General features: G+C 40.1%; 11 protein-coding genes and 2 pseudogenes. 11 read left to right on the forward strand and 2 right to left on the reverse strand.

Annotated features, from left to right (window positions below):
* Positions 1 to 180 precede the first annotated feature (180 nt).
* The 6 genes and pseudogenes from L1D11_RS17700 to L1D11_RS17725 form a co-directional block, all read left to right on the forward strand.
* Positions 181 to 663: a MarR family winged helix-turn-helix transcriptional regulator gene (locus tag L1D11_RS17700; RefSeq protein ID WP_239834052.1), complete on the forward strand. Its 483-nt coding sequence runs from the start codon at positions 181 to 183 to the stop codon at positions 661 to 663.
* Between the two features lie 404 nt (positions 664 to 1,067).
* Positions 1,068 to 1,727 (forward strand): Qnr family pentapeptide repeat protein, encoded by a 660-nt coding sequence (locus tag L1D11_RS17705; protein ID WP_239834053.1) that lies wholly within the window; start codon positions 1,068 to 1,070, stop codon positions 1,725 to 1,727.
* Positions 1,728 to 1,972: 245 nt separating this feature from the next.
* The gene (locus L1D11_RS17710; RefSeq protein ID WP_239862647.1) at positions 1,973 to 2,275 is read left to right on the forward strand and encodes an IS66 family insertion sequence element accessory protein TnpB; all 303 of its coding nucleotides are present in this window, start codon (positions 1,973 to 1,975) and stop codon (positions 2,273 to 2,275) included.
* Positions 2,247 to 2,534: an IS66 family insertion sequence element accessory protein TnpB gene (locus tag L1D11_RS17715; RefSeq protein WP_239862653.1), complete on the forward strand. Its 288-nt coding sequence runs from the start codon at positions 2,247 to 2,249 to the stop codon at positions 2,532 to 2,534. Before L1D11_RS17710 ends, L1D11_RS17715 begins: the two co-directional genes overlap by 29 nt.
* On the forward strand, positions 2,531 to 2,884 hold the full coding sequence (tnpB, locus tag L1D11_RS17720) for an IS66 family insertion sequence element accessory protein TnpB (protein ID WP_239862649.1): 354 nt from the start codon (positions 2,531 to 2,533) through the stop codon (positions 2,882 to 2,884). Before L1D11_RS17715 ends, tnpB begins: the two co-directional genes overlap by 4 nt.
* A 59-nt stretch (positions 2,885 to 2,943) precedes the next feature.
* Positions 2,944 to 4,773 (forward strand): annotated as a pseudogene (locus L1D11_RS17725) (IS66 family transposase); the annotation flags it as partial.
* 364 nt (positions 4,774 to 5,137) lie between these two features.
* On the opposite strand, the gene L1D11_RS17735 reads toward L1D11_RS17725, so the two are convergent.
* On the reverse strand, positions 5,138 to 6,058 hold the full coding sequence (locus tag L1D11_RS17735; protein ID WP_239834361.1) for a LysR family transcriptional regulator: 921 nt from the start codon (positions 6,056 to 6,058) through the stop codon (positions 5,138 to 5,140).
* Between the two features lie 93 nt (positions 6,059 to 6,151).
* A pseudogene (locus tag L1D11_RS17740) lies at positions 6,152 to 6,785 on the reverse strand (IS3 family transposase); the annotation flags it as partial.
* Between the two features lie 401 nt (positions 6,786 to 7,186).
* Here L1D11_RS17740 and L1D11_RS17745 point away from each other — a divergent pair.
* From L1D11_RS17745 to L1D11_RS17765, 5 genes are all read left to right on the forward strand, one after another.
* Entirely contained in the window at positions 7,187 to 8,581 is a 1,395-nt protein-coding gene (locus L1D11_RS17745) for an aminotransferase (RefSeq protein WP_239834362.1), read from the forward strand.
* Between the two features lie 205 nt (positions 8,582 to 8,786).
* Complete coding sequence (locus tag L1D11_RS17750; RefSeq protein WP_239834363.1) at positions 8,787 to 10,271, forward strand: aldehyde dehydrogenase; 1,485 nt, start codon at positions 8,787 to 8,789, stop codon at positions 10,269 to 10,271.
* 80 nt (positions 10,272 to 10,351) lie between these two features.
* Positions 10,352 to 11,512 carry an acetylornithine deacetylase gene (gene argE, locus L1D11_RS17755; RefSeq protein ID WP_239834364.1) on the forward strand — a complete coding sequence of 387 codons (1,161 nt, stop codon included), beginning with the start codon at positions 10,352 to 10,354 and terminating at the stop codon, positions 11,510 to 11,512.
* 65 nt (positions 11,513 to 11,577) lie between these two features.
* Positions 11,578 to 13,002 (forward strand): APC family permease, encoded by a 1,425-nt coding sequence (locus L1D11_RS17760; RefSeq protein ID WP_239834365.1) that lies wholly within the window; start codon positions 11,578 to 11,580, stop codon positions 13,000 to 13,002.
* Positions 13,003 to 13,280: 278 nt separating this feature from the next.
* Positions 13,281 to 14,615 (forward strand): NAD(P)/FAD-dependent oxidoreductase, encoded by a 1,335-nt coding sequence (locus L1D11_RS17765; protein ID WP_239833349.1) that lies wholly within the window; start codon positions 13,281 to 13,283, stop codon positions 14,613 to 14,615.
* Positions 14,616 to 14,623 lie beyond the last annotated feature (8 nt).

Consider the following 14,623-nt stretch of genomic DNA (forward strand, 5'->3'; position numbering starts at 1 on the left):
AATTCAGAGGCATATTAAAGATTGAGAATAGTATGAACATCAGTACAATGCGGAAAAATCAATGAAGTAATTTATCAATTTACAGTGTAATTCGAGCTCACCTGACGTAAATAATCAGGACATTTTATCGCTTCGACGCTGTCAAACTATTCACAGTATATTAGTACAAAGGTCTGCATCTTGGACAAACATGACGAAATCCTGGTCGCTATTCGCCAAATTATTCGCGCTATCGATTTACACTCGAAGAAGCTGAGTAAAGAGTATGGTTTGACTGGCCCTCAATTAATCTTAATGAGAGCAATCCAAGAAATGGGTAATGTGACGATAAAAGAATTGTCTAATCACACCAACGTAAGCCAAGCCACCACAACCACGATCATCGATCGCTTGGAACTGAATGGCTATGTACAACGTGTTCGCAGCTCGTCAGATCGCCGCAAAGTACATGCAAACCTGACTGAAAAAGGTCAAGAGTTGCTAAACAATGCGCCACCACCGCTGCAAGATAACTTCGTTAAAAAATTCCAAAACCTGGAGCCTTGGGAACAAAGCTTACTGCTTTCTTCAATGCAGCGAGTATCATCTATGATGAACGCAGAAGACATCGACGCCGCTCCAGTACTTCAGCTTGAAGGCATTGCTAATATCGCGAAAAGCTAGATAATACAATCTGAGAACACGAGTTAAATACAACCCTCGGTACTTCTGAACAGGTTAGCCTCCACGATAGTGAGCTTGACCTATTTTGTTCTTAACCTCTCAGAAAAATTGAGTATTGTACTTCCCTCCTCATGAGTCAGGTTTCCTGACTATTTAAAGTTTCTTATTTTTAGACATGTATCTTTATCTGATGAGCAGCTACGTCATAAAACCTTCTGTAAGCCACACAACTTTTTTCAAGATAAGTTGGTTCTATTAAGTGAAAACAACCTGCTTAAATTGCTTGTTTGGTGCCTTAAATTGACTAAAAACGGTCTTTCTAAGTTGCTGTTTTTGTTGTTTTTAATTTGATGTTTTCTTAAGATCTCAGTGGTAGTCTTAGCTTACTTTCTTTAGGGGGCTAAATGGACACGAATAACAGTACTTATCATCACCACAATTTCGCTCAACAAGATTTGTCCGATATGACTTTCACAGCATGTACTTTCATTCGCTGTGACTTTAGGCGTTGTAACCTACGTGACACGACCTTTATCAATTGTAAGTTCATTGAACAAGGTGATCTCGATGGGTGTCACTTTGGTATCGCAGATCTGCGTGATGCAAGTTTTCAGAACTGCCAACTCGCCATGGCGAATTTTAGTAACGCCAATTGTTATGGGATTGAGTTACGTGAATGTGATTTAAAAGGGGCTAACTTTACGCGAACAAACTTTGCCAACAAGGTGAGCAATCGTATGTACTTTTGCTCGGCGTATATCAAAGGCTGTAACTTGTCTTATGCTAATTTTGAACAGGCCTGCTTAGAAAAGTGTGACTTGTTTGAGAACCGTTGGATAGAGACTTTCCTTGCAGGAGCGTCATTAAAGGAGTCGGATCTGAGCCGAGGCGTATTTTCTGAAGATGTATGGGGGCAGTTCAGTATGCAGGGAGCAAACTTGTGTCACGCTGAGTTAGAAGGGTTAGACCCTCGAAAGGTCGATACATCGGGCATTAAAATTGTCGCTTGGCAACAAGAGCAACTGCTTGAATGTATGGGTATTGTTGTAATGACAGATTGTTAGGGCTTGTGAAATCAGCAAGGCGAACAGGGACGACGGTTGTTTTTCTTTTCTTACCGTAGGAAAAATATAAGCTCTCGGCTGTACATGTTTATAGGTCATTTAATCTAGAGAAAATTGTGTTTTGTAGTCAGCGCCCATGAACCTACAGGGCGACATTGCTAGTGTGTAAGCGCTCCATAAAACCCGCATTCTAATCGCCTAGCGCGAAGAATAAGATCAAGTCTCCAACCATGAGGAGATTTGAAATGGGAAAACGACACACTAATCAAGAATGGCAAACGCTCATCGCTCAGTCTGAATCGAGTTCATTGTCAACGCTTGCATTTTGTAAGCTTAATGAACTCAATCCCTCGACGTTTTATGCTAAGCGCCAGCAACTCAAAAAAGCAGATRTCTCTCAAGGCTTTGTACGGGCAGAGGTCGTCGAAAAGACAACGAAATATCAAGCTCAAATAGCCACCGCTAACATGACACTTCTCATCAATGATGTGGAGTTGAGCATTCCTCAAGGCACGCCCGCTGCCTACCTGGCAGAACTTTCAGTCTGAATCGAGTTCATTGTCAACGCTTGCATTTTGTAAGCTTAATGAACTCAATCCCTCGACGTTTTATGCTAAGCGCCAGCAACTCAAAAAAGCAGATRTCTCTCAAGGCTTTGTACGGGCAGAGGTCGTCGAAAAGACAACGAAATATCAAGCTCAAATAGCCACCGCTAACATGACACTTCTCATCAATGATGTGGAGTTGAGCATTCCTCAAGGCACGCCCGCTGCCTACCTGGCAGAACTCATTGGAGCCTTGTCATGAAACATATGCTCAGCGCACCAGAGATTTATCTGTATCGTGAGAGTGTCGATTTTAGAAAGTCCMTCAATGGCCTCGCGGCGATTATCGAAAGTGACACCGATTTACCCTTGGGAAGCGGCGCACTGTTCCTGTTCAYCAATAAACAGCGCGACAAAATCAAAGTGCTGTACTGGGATAAAACTGGCTTTGCACTTTGGTATAAACGCCTTGAAAAAGCCAAGTATAARTGGCCWWYAAAAGAGAAAAATGAAGTGTTTACCCTGACTCAATTCGAGCTTGATAGACTGCTTTCTGGCTTCACGATTATCGGCCATAAACCCGTTCAAATAAACGATTTTACAATGACTTAATCGATAATAAAGCCTTATCCACCAAGCGTAAATGGCATGATTTTAGTATAATAAATGCCATGAAAAGGACGCCAGATATCAACCCAGAAAGCCAAGATGTTGCCGAGCTACAAGCGATGGTGAAAGCGCTGATGGCGTCAGAAAACCAATGGAAACAAGAGCGTCAATCTCTGCTTGAGCAACTCAAACTTGCTTTCGACCGCCAGTTCGCAAAACGCTCGGAGGCGTTAAAGCCTTACGATGAATCTCAAGGTGACCTCTTCAACGAAGTGGAATGTGAAGCCGCTAAGGAAGAAGAGGTTGAGGTAACGACGACGACCACAACCACAACGAAGAAGCGTGGTAAACGCAAGCCACTTCCAAAGACTTTGCCTCGTGAGGTTATCGAACTCGATTTAGACGACCATGAAAAACAGTGTGCATGCTGCCAACATAGTCTGCATAAAATCGGTGAAGACCGCAGTGAGAAACTTGAGTTCCCGAGCTACAATATCAACCCAGAAAGCCAAGATGTTGCCGAGCTACAAGCGATGGTGAAAGCGCTGATGGCGTCAGAAAACCAATGGAAACAAGAGCGTCAATCTCTGCTTGAGCAACTCAAACTTGCTTTCGACCGCCAGTTCGCAAAACGCTCGGAGGCGTTAAAGCCTTACGATGAATCTCAAGGTGACCTCTTCAACGAAGTGGAATGTGAAGCCGCTAAGGAAGAAGAGGTTGAGGTAACGACGACGACCACAACGAAGAAGCGTGGTAAACGCAAGCCACTTCCAAAGACTTTGCCTCGTGAGGTTATCGAACTCGATTTAGACGACCATGAAAAACAGTGTGCATGCTGCCAACATAGTCTGCATAAAATCGGTGAAGACCGCAGTGAGAAACTTGAGTTCTCACCAGCTGTGCTTAAAGTGCTGGAATATGTTCGTCCTAAATATGCTTGTCGTCAATGCGAGCAAACGGAAGACAACAGCCGTATCGTTCAAAAGCCAGCGCCTCAGAGCATCATCCCTAAAAGCTTTGCCACAGAAAGCTTGCTGGCCAATATCATCCTTGGTAAATATCAATACGCAATGCCACTTTACCGCCAAGAGTCGCTGTTTACTCAGTCGGGTATTGAGCTATCGCGAACTACCATGGCAAGGTGGGTTATCCAAGTCAGTGAGAAGTTCACACCGCTGTATGCGGCCTTGAAAGAGCACCTGCTAGAGCAAGTGGTGGTTCAGGCGGATGAAACGCCGCTCAATGTCCTCAAAGAAGATAAACAGTGTTATATGTGGCTCTACTGCTCGGGCGCAGACTCGCCCGACGCTGCACTGCCGAATGTGAAGAATATCGCCTTGTACGACTATCAAAACAGTCGCGCGAGGGCATACCCTGTTGCCTTCTTGGGGGATTACAGTGGTTATCTGCAAACCGATGGCTATGGTGCCTATGATGGTCTTCATCACGTAACCAATGTTGGTTGCTTGGCGCATGCACGGCGTAAGTTCATGGATGCTAAGAAGCTTCAAGGTAAAGGTAAGTCAGGCAAAGCAGATAAAGCGCTGGCCAAAATCCAGAAGCTCTATGGGATAGAATCCCGCTTAAAAGGTGCGACTGTCGAAACACGAAAAGCAGAACGTCAACAGCATGCCAAGCCGATATTGGATGAGCTGTACGACTGGATGACGTCTCAACAAGTAATAAGCTCTAGTCCATTAGGAAAAGCGATTAAGTATACGCTCGGCCAATGGCCGAAACTTATCCGCTATATCGATGACGGTCATTTATCTATCGATAATAATCGTGCTGAACGCGCCATTAAACCGCTGGTCATTGGAAGAAAAAATTGGCTCTTCTCAAATACACCAAATGGTGCTGATGCGAGCGCGATGCTTTACAGCATCGTCGATATAGCGAATGAGTTGTTTTATCAGTTCACAGCCTGATGAAATGTTGCTATTTGACACTACGGTTTCTGAATGTCTGAGTTGCTGCCAATGATACAAGGTTGCCGTGCTAATGCCTTCCTTTTTTGACAGCTGGCTCACTGACATTAAATATGGAGGCAGTAGCGTCTTCAATATGGCTTCTTTTCTTTCTACTGAATAGGAGACACAATTCACTCATTACCGCCCAATCTGGTTAAATTTTAATATTGATAACTATCCTGCCAAAGGGGAAAGCTGCCTATAAAAAATGCGTAGGCCGGTTAATTTACAGTTAAACTCATGTTTTGCTGATGGTTCCTCGATCTGAGAGGCGTTATGTTCTCATTTAATTAACAAATGACCTATTAAATAATTCAGGTGTTTTATTCTTAAATAACTCGATAAAAGCGATAGAAGTTGTGGTTAGTTTAAAGTGGCTTACCTTAGCTATACCGAGTCTCAGAGTCGGCAATGCATCTGATAACTCAATTGCTTTGACACCAGATATTTCTTGATTTGAGTCACTACTCAGAGGTGTATTAAATAGAGTATAACCGAGTCCATTTGCCACTAAACCTATAACCATATTCAACGATTGCGCTTTATAAGCCAAATTCGGCTCCAAATCCAAATGTAAAAATAATGAATTAAAATAGTCCCTTGTCATTGGCCAATCAAGGAGAACCATTGGAAATGATGCCAGTTCCGAAAGAGTAAGAGTTTTTTTACCTGCTAATGGATGGTTTGCTGATAGTAGAGCGTATGGTGGAAGTTCAACGAGAGGCTCAAATTCGATTTCTGGCGGTAATTGAAGGTCATAAGTTATTGCGAGTTCATATTGACTTCGTAGTAGGCTAGTTATTATATCAATCTGATGGCTTTCATCACATTGCACTCTAACTTGAGGGTATTTTTCTGAAAAATCCTTCATTAAAGTGGGTAAAACAATGGATGTAAAGGTGGGAAACCCTACTATTTTTAGCTTACCGGTAACTTCATCAACGAGAGTATGAGCAAAATGTCCAAGATCCTCTGCTTGTAATAAAAGTTGTTTGGCTTTTGATAAAAATTTTTTTCCAGTTGGTGTGATCGACAGACCTTGAGCGTGATGTCTAATAAAGAGTTGTAAGCCTGTAGTGTCTTCAAGGTGCAGGATAGCTGAAGAAATAGATGGTTGAGAAACGTGGAGGGACTTTGCTGCTTTTGTGACGCTTGCCATTTCTCCAGCTACAACAACATACTTTAATTGCCTTAATGTAAAATTCACAATCAACTCCATTTTTTACACATTGTATAGAACTTCCAGCCAGAGCTTAAGTGATCTGCACCGACAATACTGGACACCGTATTAAGCGACATATTATTTTTCAAAGTTAATAGGACTTAGATACCCAAGATCACTGTGCCTTCTTGCTCGATTATAATCAACTTCGATATATTCAAAAGTGCTTGGCGCATATCTTCTCGCGTCATTATCGGCTGGTATTGGGCGGCTTCTACTTAAGTGAGTGGAAAAAGCTTTCAACGCTGGTATATCCCAACAATTTCCCTTCTTACTCATTATAGGATGCTATTAAATCCTCTGTGTTCTTTTGAGCAATATTGGCAACCTCTATCACTATGGATTATCACCTCTTCAGACATGCCTTTGCAGAACAGTGTCATTGAGAACGCATTACAGGCCAGAGTAGCGTTATCAATGGCACTGATTAATACTTGCCGAGAGTACAGGTCGATAACAACGGATAAATACACCCAGCCTTCGCTTGTCGCTAGATAGGTGAGATCTCCAGCCCTTTTTGGGTTTGGTGCTGTCGCGTTAAAGTCTTGCTCAAGCACGTTCGGGGCAACAGGGATCCGATGTCTATTGTATTTCGTACATTTGAATTTACGGGCGGCCTTTGAGACCAAGCTATAGTGCTTCATGCTCGCAGCTATGTTTTTATATCGTGCTTACAATCATTTTCTTCAAGTTCCTTTTGAATACGTCGTGCGGCGACTGCTACACCGACTTTCTCGGCTAACTTAAGCGCTTAGGCTTTAAATTCAGGAGCGTGTTTGATTCGTGTTTGCTTCGCTATCATTGTTCAACTCGTTAGTGATTGTCGTCACTTACGTCAGTGTCCAAAACTGCTGGTGCGGGTCATATTCGAATATCAAAAGCTTACACAACGCAGGACTAGGTGAATTATGAGATGAACTTTTGGGTCTAGTTAAACTGAGTGTTCAATACAAACGCTAGATAGTTTTTGTTGATGCAATGGAACGGAAATAAATAATTTACATAGATGTAACAACGATACTAACATTAAATTAACTTGACGTGAGTGCATTGATCTCCAAATTACAACGAAACGCTACCGTAAAGTGTTGGTACACAAAGGAGTATTCTGAGATGGCGAGTAACATTAATACAGACATGAAAAAAGTTTGGCAGCAGGATCGGGACCATTACATTCACCCTTGGACAGATTTCTCGATATTTAAGGAAACTGGTTCGATGATTCTGGCTAAAGGAGACAAAGTTCATGTCCAAGGAGGGGATGGTCGGCAGTATCTTGATGGTATTGGTGGGTTATGGTGCGTTAACATTGGTTATGGACGTAAAGAAATGGCTGAGGCTATTGCTGAACAAGTTGTGCAAATTCCGTACTATTCTTGTTTCGGACACCATACCACAATCCCTGCTGCAAACTTGGCCGAAAAACTTGCAGAGTTAGCTCCTGGTAATCTAAACCATGTATTTTATGGTTGTGGGGGGTCAGTAGCAAATGATACAGCCGTTCGAATTATACATTTCTATTTCAACCAACTAGGTAAAACTTCTAAGAAGAAAATTATTGCTCGTATTGATGGTTACCATGGCAGCACATACATGGCGATGTCAATTACAGGGGTCAAATTCGACCACATTGGTTTCGACATCGAAGAAGACCTCGTTCACCATATCTCATGCCCCAACCCGTATCGTCGTCCGGAAGGCCAATCTATCGAAGAGTTTTGTGACGAAAAAGTACAGGAACTTGAAAATAAAATTCTTGAATTAGGGCCGGATAATGTGGCAGCGTTTTTTGCAGAGCCAATAATGGGAGCTGGTGGTGTTATCGTTCCGCCAGAAGGTTATCACAAAAAGACACTAGATGTTTGTCATAAATACGGGGTGCTATATGTTTCTGACGAAGTTGTCACTGCGTTTGGCCGCCTTGGCTATATGTTTGCATCCGAAGATGAGTTCGGTATCGTCCCAGATATTATTACCTGTGCTAAAGGTCTAACTTCTGGATACTTGCCTCTAGGAGCAACGATATTATCTGAAGAAATTTATGAAACTATTAGTAAACCACAGGCTAATGGTGCGATTTTTACACATGGCTTCACTTATTCAGGACATCCGGTAAGTTGTGCCGCCGGTGTTAAAAATATTGAAATAATTGAACGTGAAAATATTTGTGACCAAGTAAAAGAGTTTGGTTTATATTTTGAACAACAAGTGAAAACACTAATTGATCTTCCGATAGTAGGTGATGTTCGTGGCCGTAAATATATGATGTGTATCGAGAGTGTCGCAGACAAAAAGACTAAAGAACTTATCGATCCTGATGCGAAAGTTGGTGATCGCATAGCTAAACACTGTCAGGAGCGTGGATTGATCGTTCGTCCGTTAGCACATATGAATGTACTATCTCCACCATTGATATTAACTAAAGAAAATATAGACTTTTTGGTGAAGACACTAAGGGAAAGTATTATAGCTACAATGATAGACTTAAAAGAAGATGGGTTTATTTGAATTTAAATTATTTATGGAGATAGCTTGAATTACATTGCCCATGATTAAATTAATAGATTTTAATTTACATAATCAATGCTGTTTTTTTGTTATGGAAATATTTATTGTAATCAAGTGAATAATACACCTTCCATTTTTAATTTATATTTTTGGGTTTGAAAAGTTGTTAACTAGGCTTTCAGGATACTTCTAACTAGGATTATATATGTCAAAGCAAACAAAAGAATACTGGAAGAAAAAGCTACATAATCTATCGCTCCCTTCAAAAGCTTTCATTAATGGAGAGTTTATTGATGCTGATGATGGCTCTGTGTACGAAACTATTAACCCAGCTACTGGTGAAATCATTGTTAAAGTTTCAGCTTGCTCAAGTAAAGAAGTTGACCTTGCTGTTACTGCTGCTCGCTCAAGTTATAAAACTGGTGTTTGGTCGAATAAGAGTCCTAGGGAACGAAAAGCAGTATTGAAAAAACTTGCTTTATTAATTATTGAACACAAAGAAGAGTTAGCCTTAATGGAAAGCCTTAATGTTGGTAAACCAATACAGGATGCTCTAGATATTGATATCCCAGGGTCTGCTGGTTGCTTTGAGTGGTATGCAGAATCGATTGACAAAATATATGGCGAAATAGCGCCTACTGATATGAACAATGTAGCAATGATAACTAAAGAACCAGTAGGGGTAGTTGCTGCAATAGTACCTTGGAATTTTCCTTTAGATATTGCGGCGTGGAAATTAGCTCCTGCACTCATTACTGGGAACTCTGTTGTTTTAAAACCTGCAGAACAATCTCCAATGACGGCATTGAAACTCGCAGAATTGGCAAAGGAAGCCGGTTTGCCAGATGGGGTTTTAAATGTAGTTACAGGATATGGTGCGATAGTTGGTAAAGCGCTAGGTGTACATGATGATGTAGATTGCCTTGCGTTTACGGGTTCGACTGAAGTTGGTAAGTTATTTATGGCATACTCTGCACAATCCAATATGAAGCCAGTATGGCCCGAAACTGGTGGAAAGAGTCCTAATTTAATATTCTCTGATTGCGACTTGGATTTAGCTGTTGATCATGCTGTAAAGGGTGTTTTTTTCAACCAAGGAGAAGTATGTTCTTCAAACTCAAGGATATTAATTCAAAACTCAATAAAGAAGGAGTTTGTTAAGAGGTTCGTCAGTAAAACGCGTTCGTTGGTTGTTGGAGACCCTCTTGATCCTGAAACCCAAGTTGGTGCATTAATCGACATGGAACATGCATCAAGTGTACGAAAGTATATATACAAGGCATCTGAACAAGGTGCAACGTTATTAACTGGAGGTTGTGGTGATCAATCCAGTGCTGTAGTAATGCCTACTATTTTCGATGATGTATCTCCCAAAATGGAAATTGCTAATGAAGAAGTTTTTGGACCTGTGGCTGCACTTATTTCGTTTGATACAGAAGAAGAGGCTATATCGATTGCAAATGACTCGGTTTTTGGACTCGCTGCTTCTGTTTGGACTAGGGATATTAACCGATGTATTAGAGTATCCAAAAAGTTGAAAGCGGGAACAATATCAATAAATACCATGGATGCTTTAGATTTCGGTACTCCTTTTGGTGGGTTTAAACAATCTGGATTTGGTCGTGATCTTTCACTACATGCTATAGATAAATTTGTTCAGTTGAAAACAACGTGGATAAAGTTATCTTAGCCAAAATATAAAGTTGAATTAGTAATAAAAAATTAAACCTCTCAACAATAACATGTATCAGTTTGGAGTTTGGAGTTTGGATGACCAAGAAATTAACGATAGCTATTCTTAATGATTTAATTAGTTTTGATACTACTAGTTTTAATTCAAATGTTAATTTGATTAACTATATTGTCTCATACCTAAATAGACATGGTGTTGATAGTACCTTGGTATATAACCAAGAAAATAACAAAGCTAATTTATACGCAACAATTGGTCCTGCTAACAAGCCTGGTATAATACTCTCAGGACATACTGATACTGTACCTGTTATTAATCAAAGTTGGAATTCAAATCCATATATTATGAGTTATGTTAACGGCAGATATTATGGTCGAGGCACGACTGACATGAAAGGTTTTTTGGCGGTAGTTCTATCATCGGTTCCGCTTATGTTAGAGAAACCACTGCATATGCCGATTCATTTGGCTTTTTCTTACGATGAAGAGGTTGGCTGTGTCGGAGTGCGTCATCTTATAGAGAATCTTAAGGGGAATCCTATCAAACCCAAAATGTGCATTATTGGTGAACCTACATCTATGAAAGTTGTAACAGCTCATAAAGGGAAATTAGCAATTAAGGTGAAAATAACAGGTAGGGAGTGTCACTCTGGCATGGCTCCATATGGAGTCAATGCAATAAATTATGCATCACGCCTTGTATGTTGGCTAGACTTGCTATCAACCGAAAAACGAAAAAATGGTCCCTTTGACAGTAGATATACAGTCCCATTTACTACTATACACACTGGAGTAATAAATGGTGGTACTGCGCTTAACATCGTTCCCAATAAATGTGAGTTTGATTTTGAAATAAGGAACATATCTGAAGAGGAACCTTACTCTATTCTGAGTGACTTTAGGGATTATGCAAATGTTTTAATTCGTGAAATGAAAAAAAAAGATGACTTATGTGATATTAAAATAGAAGTAACAAGCGAATATTCAGGTTTGAATACTCCTGATGATGCTACCATAGTTTATTTTGCGAAAAAGTTAACAGGAGAATTATCAACGACAACGATTAACTTCGGTACTGAAGGTGGTTTGTTTAATAGTATTCTTGGAGTGGAAACTGTAGTTTGTGGTCCGGGTAGTATGGAGCAGGGACATAAACCAGATGAGTTTATCGAAAAGGAACAATTAGATAAATGTGAGATGTTTATGCATAGACTAATTGAAGAGTTAAAAATAACGTAATTAAAAATTGTCATTTAAAACTATGTTTAAATATGGTTTTGGGAATTATATTAAAGGAGAATAATATGTCTGATAATACAGATTACATTCCGGATAATAATGTTGTAACCCCTTCCAATAAACCTCTTTTTAGGAGAGTTCTGGGATTGAAATCATTGATTTCAGTTGCAGTAGGGTTAGTTGTATCGCAAGGTGTTATGGTTTTAATGTTGCAAGGTGCGGGAATCGCTGGTCTTGGATTTATTATACCTCTTGTGATAGGTTATTTTTTGGCCTTGACTTATATCTATTCTTTTTCGGAACTGTCTTTGATGATTCCGAAGGCTGGAAGTTTAAGTAGTTATACGGAAGTTGCAATTGGACATTTTCCAGCTATCTTATCCGTATTTTCTGGTTACGTGGTGGTTGCTATGTTTGCACTATCTGCCGAGTTGTTACTAGTGGATTTAATTATTGACAAAATATATCCAGATATCTTTCCACCTTATAGTGTTGGATTTGGATTATTGGCTATATTCACAGTACTAAATTTATTTAAAATTGACGTATTTTCCAAAATGCAGTCTACATTAGCATTTATAATGGTAGTTGTTTTGCTTACACTTGGATTAGGTGCTATAAGCGGGACATTTAACCCTAAGCCTGAATCGATTGACCTTATGTCAACTTTTAATCCGATGGGAGCTGGCGTTCTTACTTTGGTTGCTCTTGCTATTTGGGGATTTGTCGGTGCAGAATTTGTTTGTCCACTTGTGGAAGAAGCTAAGGAACCAGAAAAAAATATTCCTCGTTCAATGACTATTGGTTTGTCTATAATTTTCGGGACTATAGCTCTGTATTGCTTAGGTGCTCTCTTGTATATTCCTGCTGATGATCTGGCTGGTTCAACACTTCCTCATTATGATTTTGCTTTAGCTGTCTTTGGTGATATTGGGCTAACATTTTTAGCAGTGGCTGCTGTTACAGCTACTGGTTCAACAGTAAATACATCGCTCGCAGCTATCCCTCGTATGCTTTATGGTATGGCAAATAATGGTCAAGCATTTCCTCAATTAAAGACACTGTCCAAGTCTAGTAACTCACCTTGGGTAGCGGTATTATTTGTAGCGATTATTAGTGGTTTACCTATGATATTTCTAGGAGATAACCCTGATGCGATTGGCTTACTTTTAATATCAGCAGCTATTGCCTGGTTAGTGGCCTACATTATTACTCATATTAATGTTATTGTACTTAGAAATCGTTATCCTGATATGAAACGCCCTTTCAAAACACCTTTTTATCCTTTACCTCAATTACTTGGTATCGCCGGAATGATCTACGCGATTATATACGCATCACCTTCTCCTGAGTTAAGTGAACAGATATTCACAGCTACAGCTATCGTACTTGGTATAACTTCGGTTATAGGTATGGTATGGGTTAAGTTCGTCATGAAAAAAGGGCTATTTGAGCCTGAATCGATAGACAAGCACCTTAATTCTGAATGATTTCTATGTTCAAATAGGACGGGAGGTTTAAATTCATTAAATCACCCTTCCTTCTTTGATTATTAGGTTAATTAAAGTGTGATTATTTGCTAGTTTTATGGTGATGTTAATACATTTTTAATGTCGGTTAGCTCAATTTATAGTGTTTAAATTGTTTTTCTGGGATATTTAAAATTATATTAAATGTTGACCATATGTTTTGCAGCATATTTTAAGTACTGCTCTAATAACAAAATAATAGTGTTTAAAAATGCGCTATATATTAAAAGGACTTTTAAATGACTGTTGAGAAAATTGATACTCTAGTAATTGGTGCAGGTCAAGCTGGTATAGCTACGAGTGAGCATCTTACATTACAAGGTATACCTCACATTGTGTTAGAACGCGACCGAATTGCAGAAAGTTGGCGTACAGGTCGTTGGGACTCCCTAGTTGCGAACGGCCCAGCTTGGCATGACCGTTTTCCCGGATTAGAGTTTAAAGACGTAAATCCAGATTCGTTTATGTCTAAAGGTCAGATAACGAAATATTTTGAAGAGTACGTAAAAAAAATTAGTGCTCCCATACGTACTGGAGTTGAAGTTAAAAGTGTAGTGCGAAATGTCGGTGATTTCGGATTTAAAGCTGAAACATCTCAAGGAGATTTTGTGGCCGATCGTGTAGTGATTGCAACTGGGGCATTTCAAAATCCTGTAATTCCACCTATCGTACCAAAAGAAGCTAATGTAACACAATTGCATTCAGCTAATTATTATAACCCTGAGCAATTGCCCGATGGAGGAGTTTTAGTTATTGGAGCCGGCTCCTCCGGTGTGCAAATAGCAGATGAATTACAACGTTCGGGTAAAAAAGTGTATTTATCTGTAGGAGCGCATGAAAGACCTCCTCGCCGCTATCGAAATCGAGATTTTTGTTGGTGGCTAGGCGTGCTCGGAGAATGGGATGCAGCGGCTCTTACACCAGGTACAGAACATGTAGCTATTGCTGTTAGCGGTGCTCATGGCGGTCAAACTGTCGATTTTAGAGTGCTCGCGAATCAAGGCATTAATCTCGTTGGTATGAGTAAGTCATATTATGATGGAACTATTTACTTTAGAGATGATTTGGGCTCAAACATAGTAAATGGTGATAGCAATTATTTCGCTTTCTTAGATGCAGCAGATGAGTATATAGATAAGCATGGTTTGGATTTGCCGGAAGAGCCGGAAGCTCGTCAGCTAATACCGGTACCAAAATGTATAACGGAACCTATTTCCGAAATTAATTTAACTGAAGAGGGGGTTACCTCGATTATTTGGGCTACTGGTTATTCAGTAAATTATAGTTGGTTGAAGATCGATGCATTTGATGAACAAGGTAAACCAAAGCATCACCGTGGTGTTTGCACTGAGCAAGGTATCTATTTTGTTGGTTTACCTTGGTTATCACGTCGTGGTTCGGCTTTTATCTGGGGAGCTTGGCATGATGCCAAATATATCGCAGATCACATTGCTACCCAAAGCAACTACCTTAATTACCACCGAGCAAAAGAACAGATGGAATTTGATTTGAATGAAGCCCAAGGTTCTGATCCTGTAGATAACGATCCGTTAGTTCAATATGACCCGAGGTGAAATTTATT

Origin of the sequence: Vibrio sp. Isolate32 (assembly GCF_022397955.1) — a bacterium.
Lineage (GTDB): Bacteria > Pseudomonadota > Gammaproteobacteria > Enterobacterales > Vibrionaceae > Vibrio.

Coding starts and splice junctions, on each gene's coding strand:
- L1D11_RS17705 (WP_239834053.1), top strand. CDS start 1,068: ATGGACACGAATAACAGTACTTATCATCACCACAATTTCGCTCAACAA.
- L1D11_RS17745 (WP_239834362.1), top strand. CDS start 7,187: ATGGCGAGTAACATTAATACAGACATGAAAAAAGTTTGGCAGCAGGAT.
- L1D11_RS17750 (WP_239834363.1), top strand. CDS start 8,787: ATGTCAAAGCAAACAAAAGAATACTGGAAGAAAAAGCTACATAATCTA.
- argE (WP_239834364.1), top strand. CDS start 10,352: ATGACCAAGAAATTAACGATAGCTATTCTTAATGATTTAATTAGTTTT.
- L1D11_RS17760 (WP_239834365.1), top strand. CDS start 11,578: ATGTCTGATAATACAGATTACATTCCGGATAATAATGTTGTAACCCCT.
- L1D11_RS17765 (WP_239833349.1), top strand. CDS start 13,281: ATGACTGTTGAGAAAATTGATACTCTAGTAATTGGTGCAGGTCAAGCT.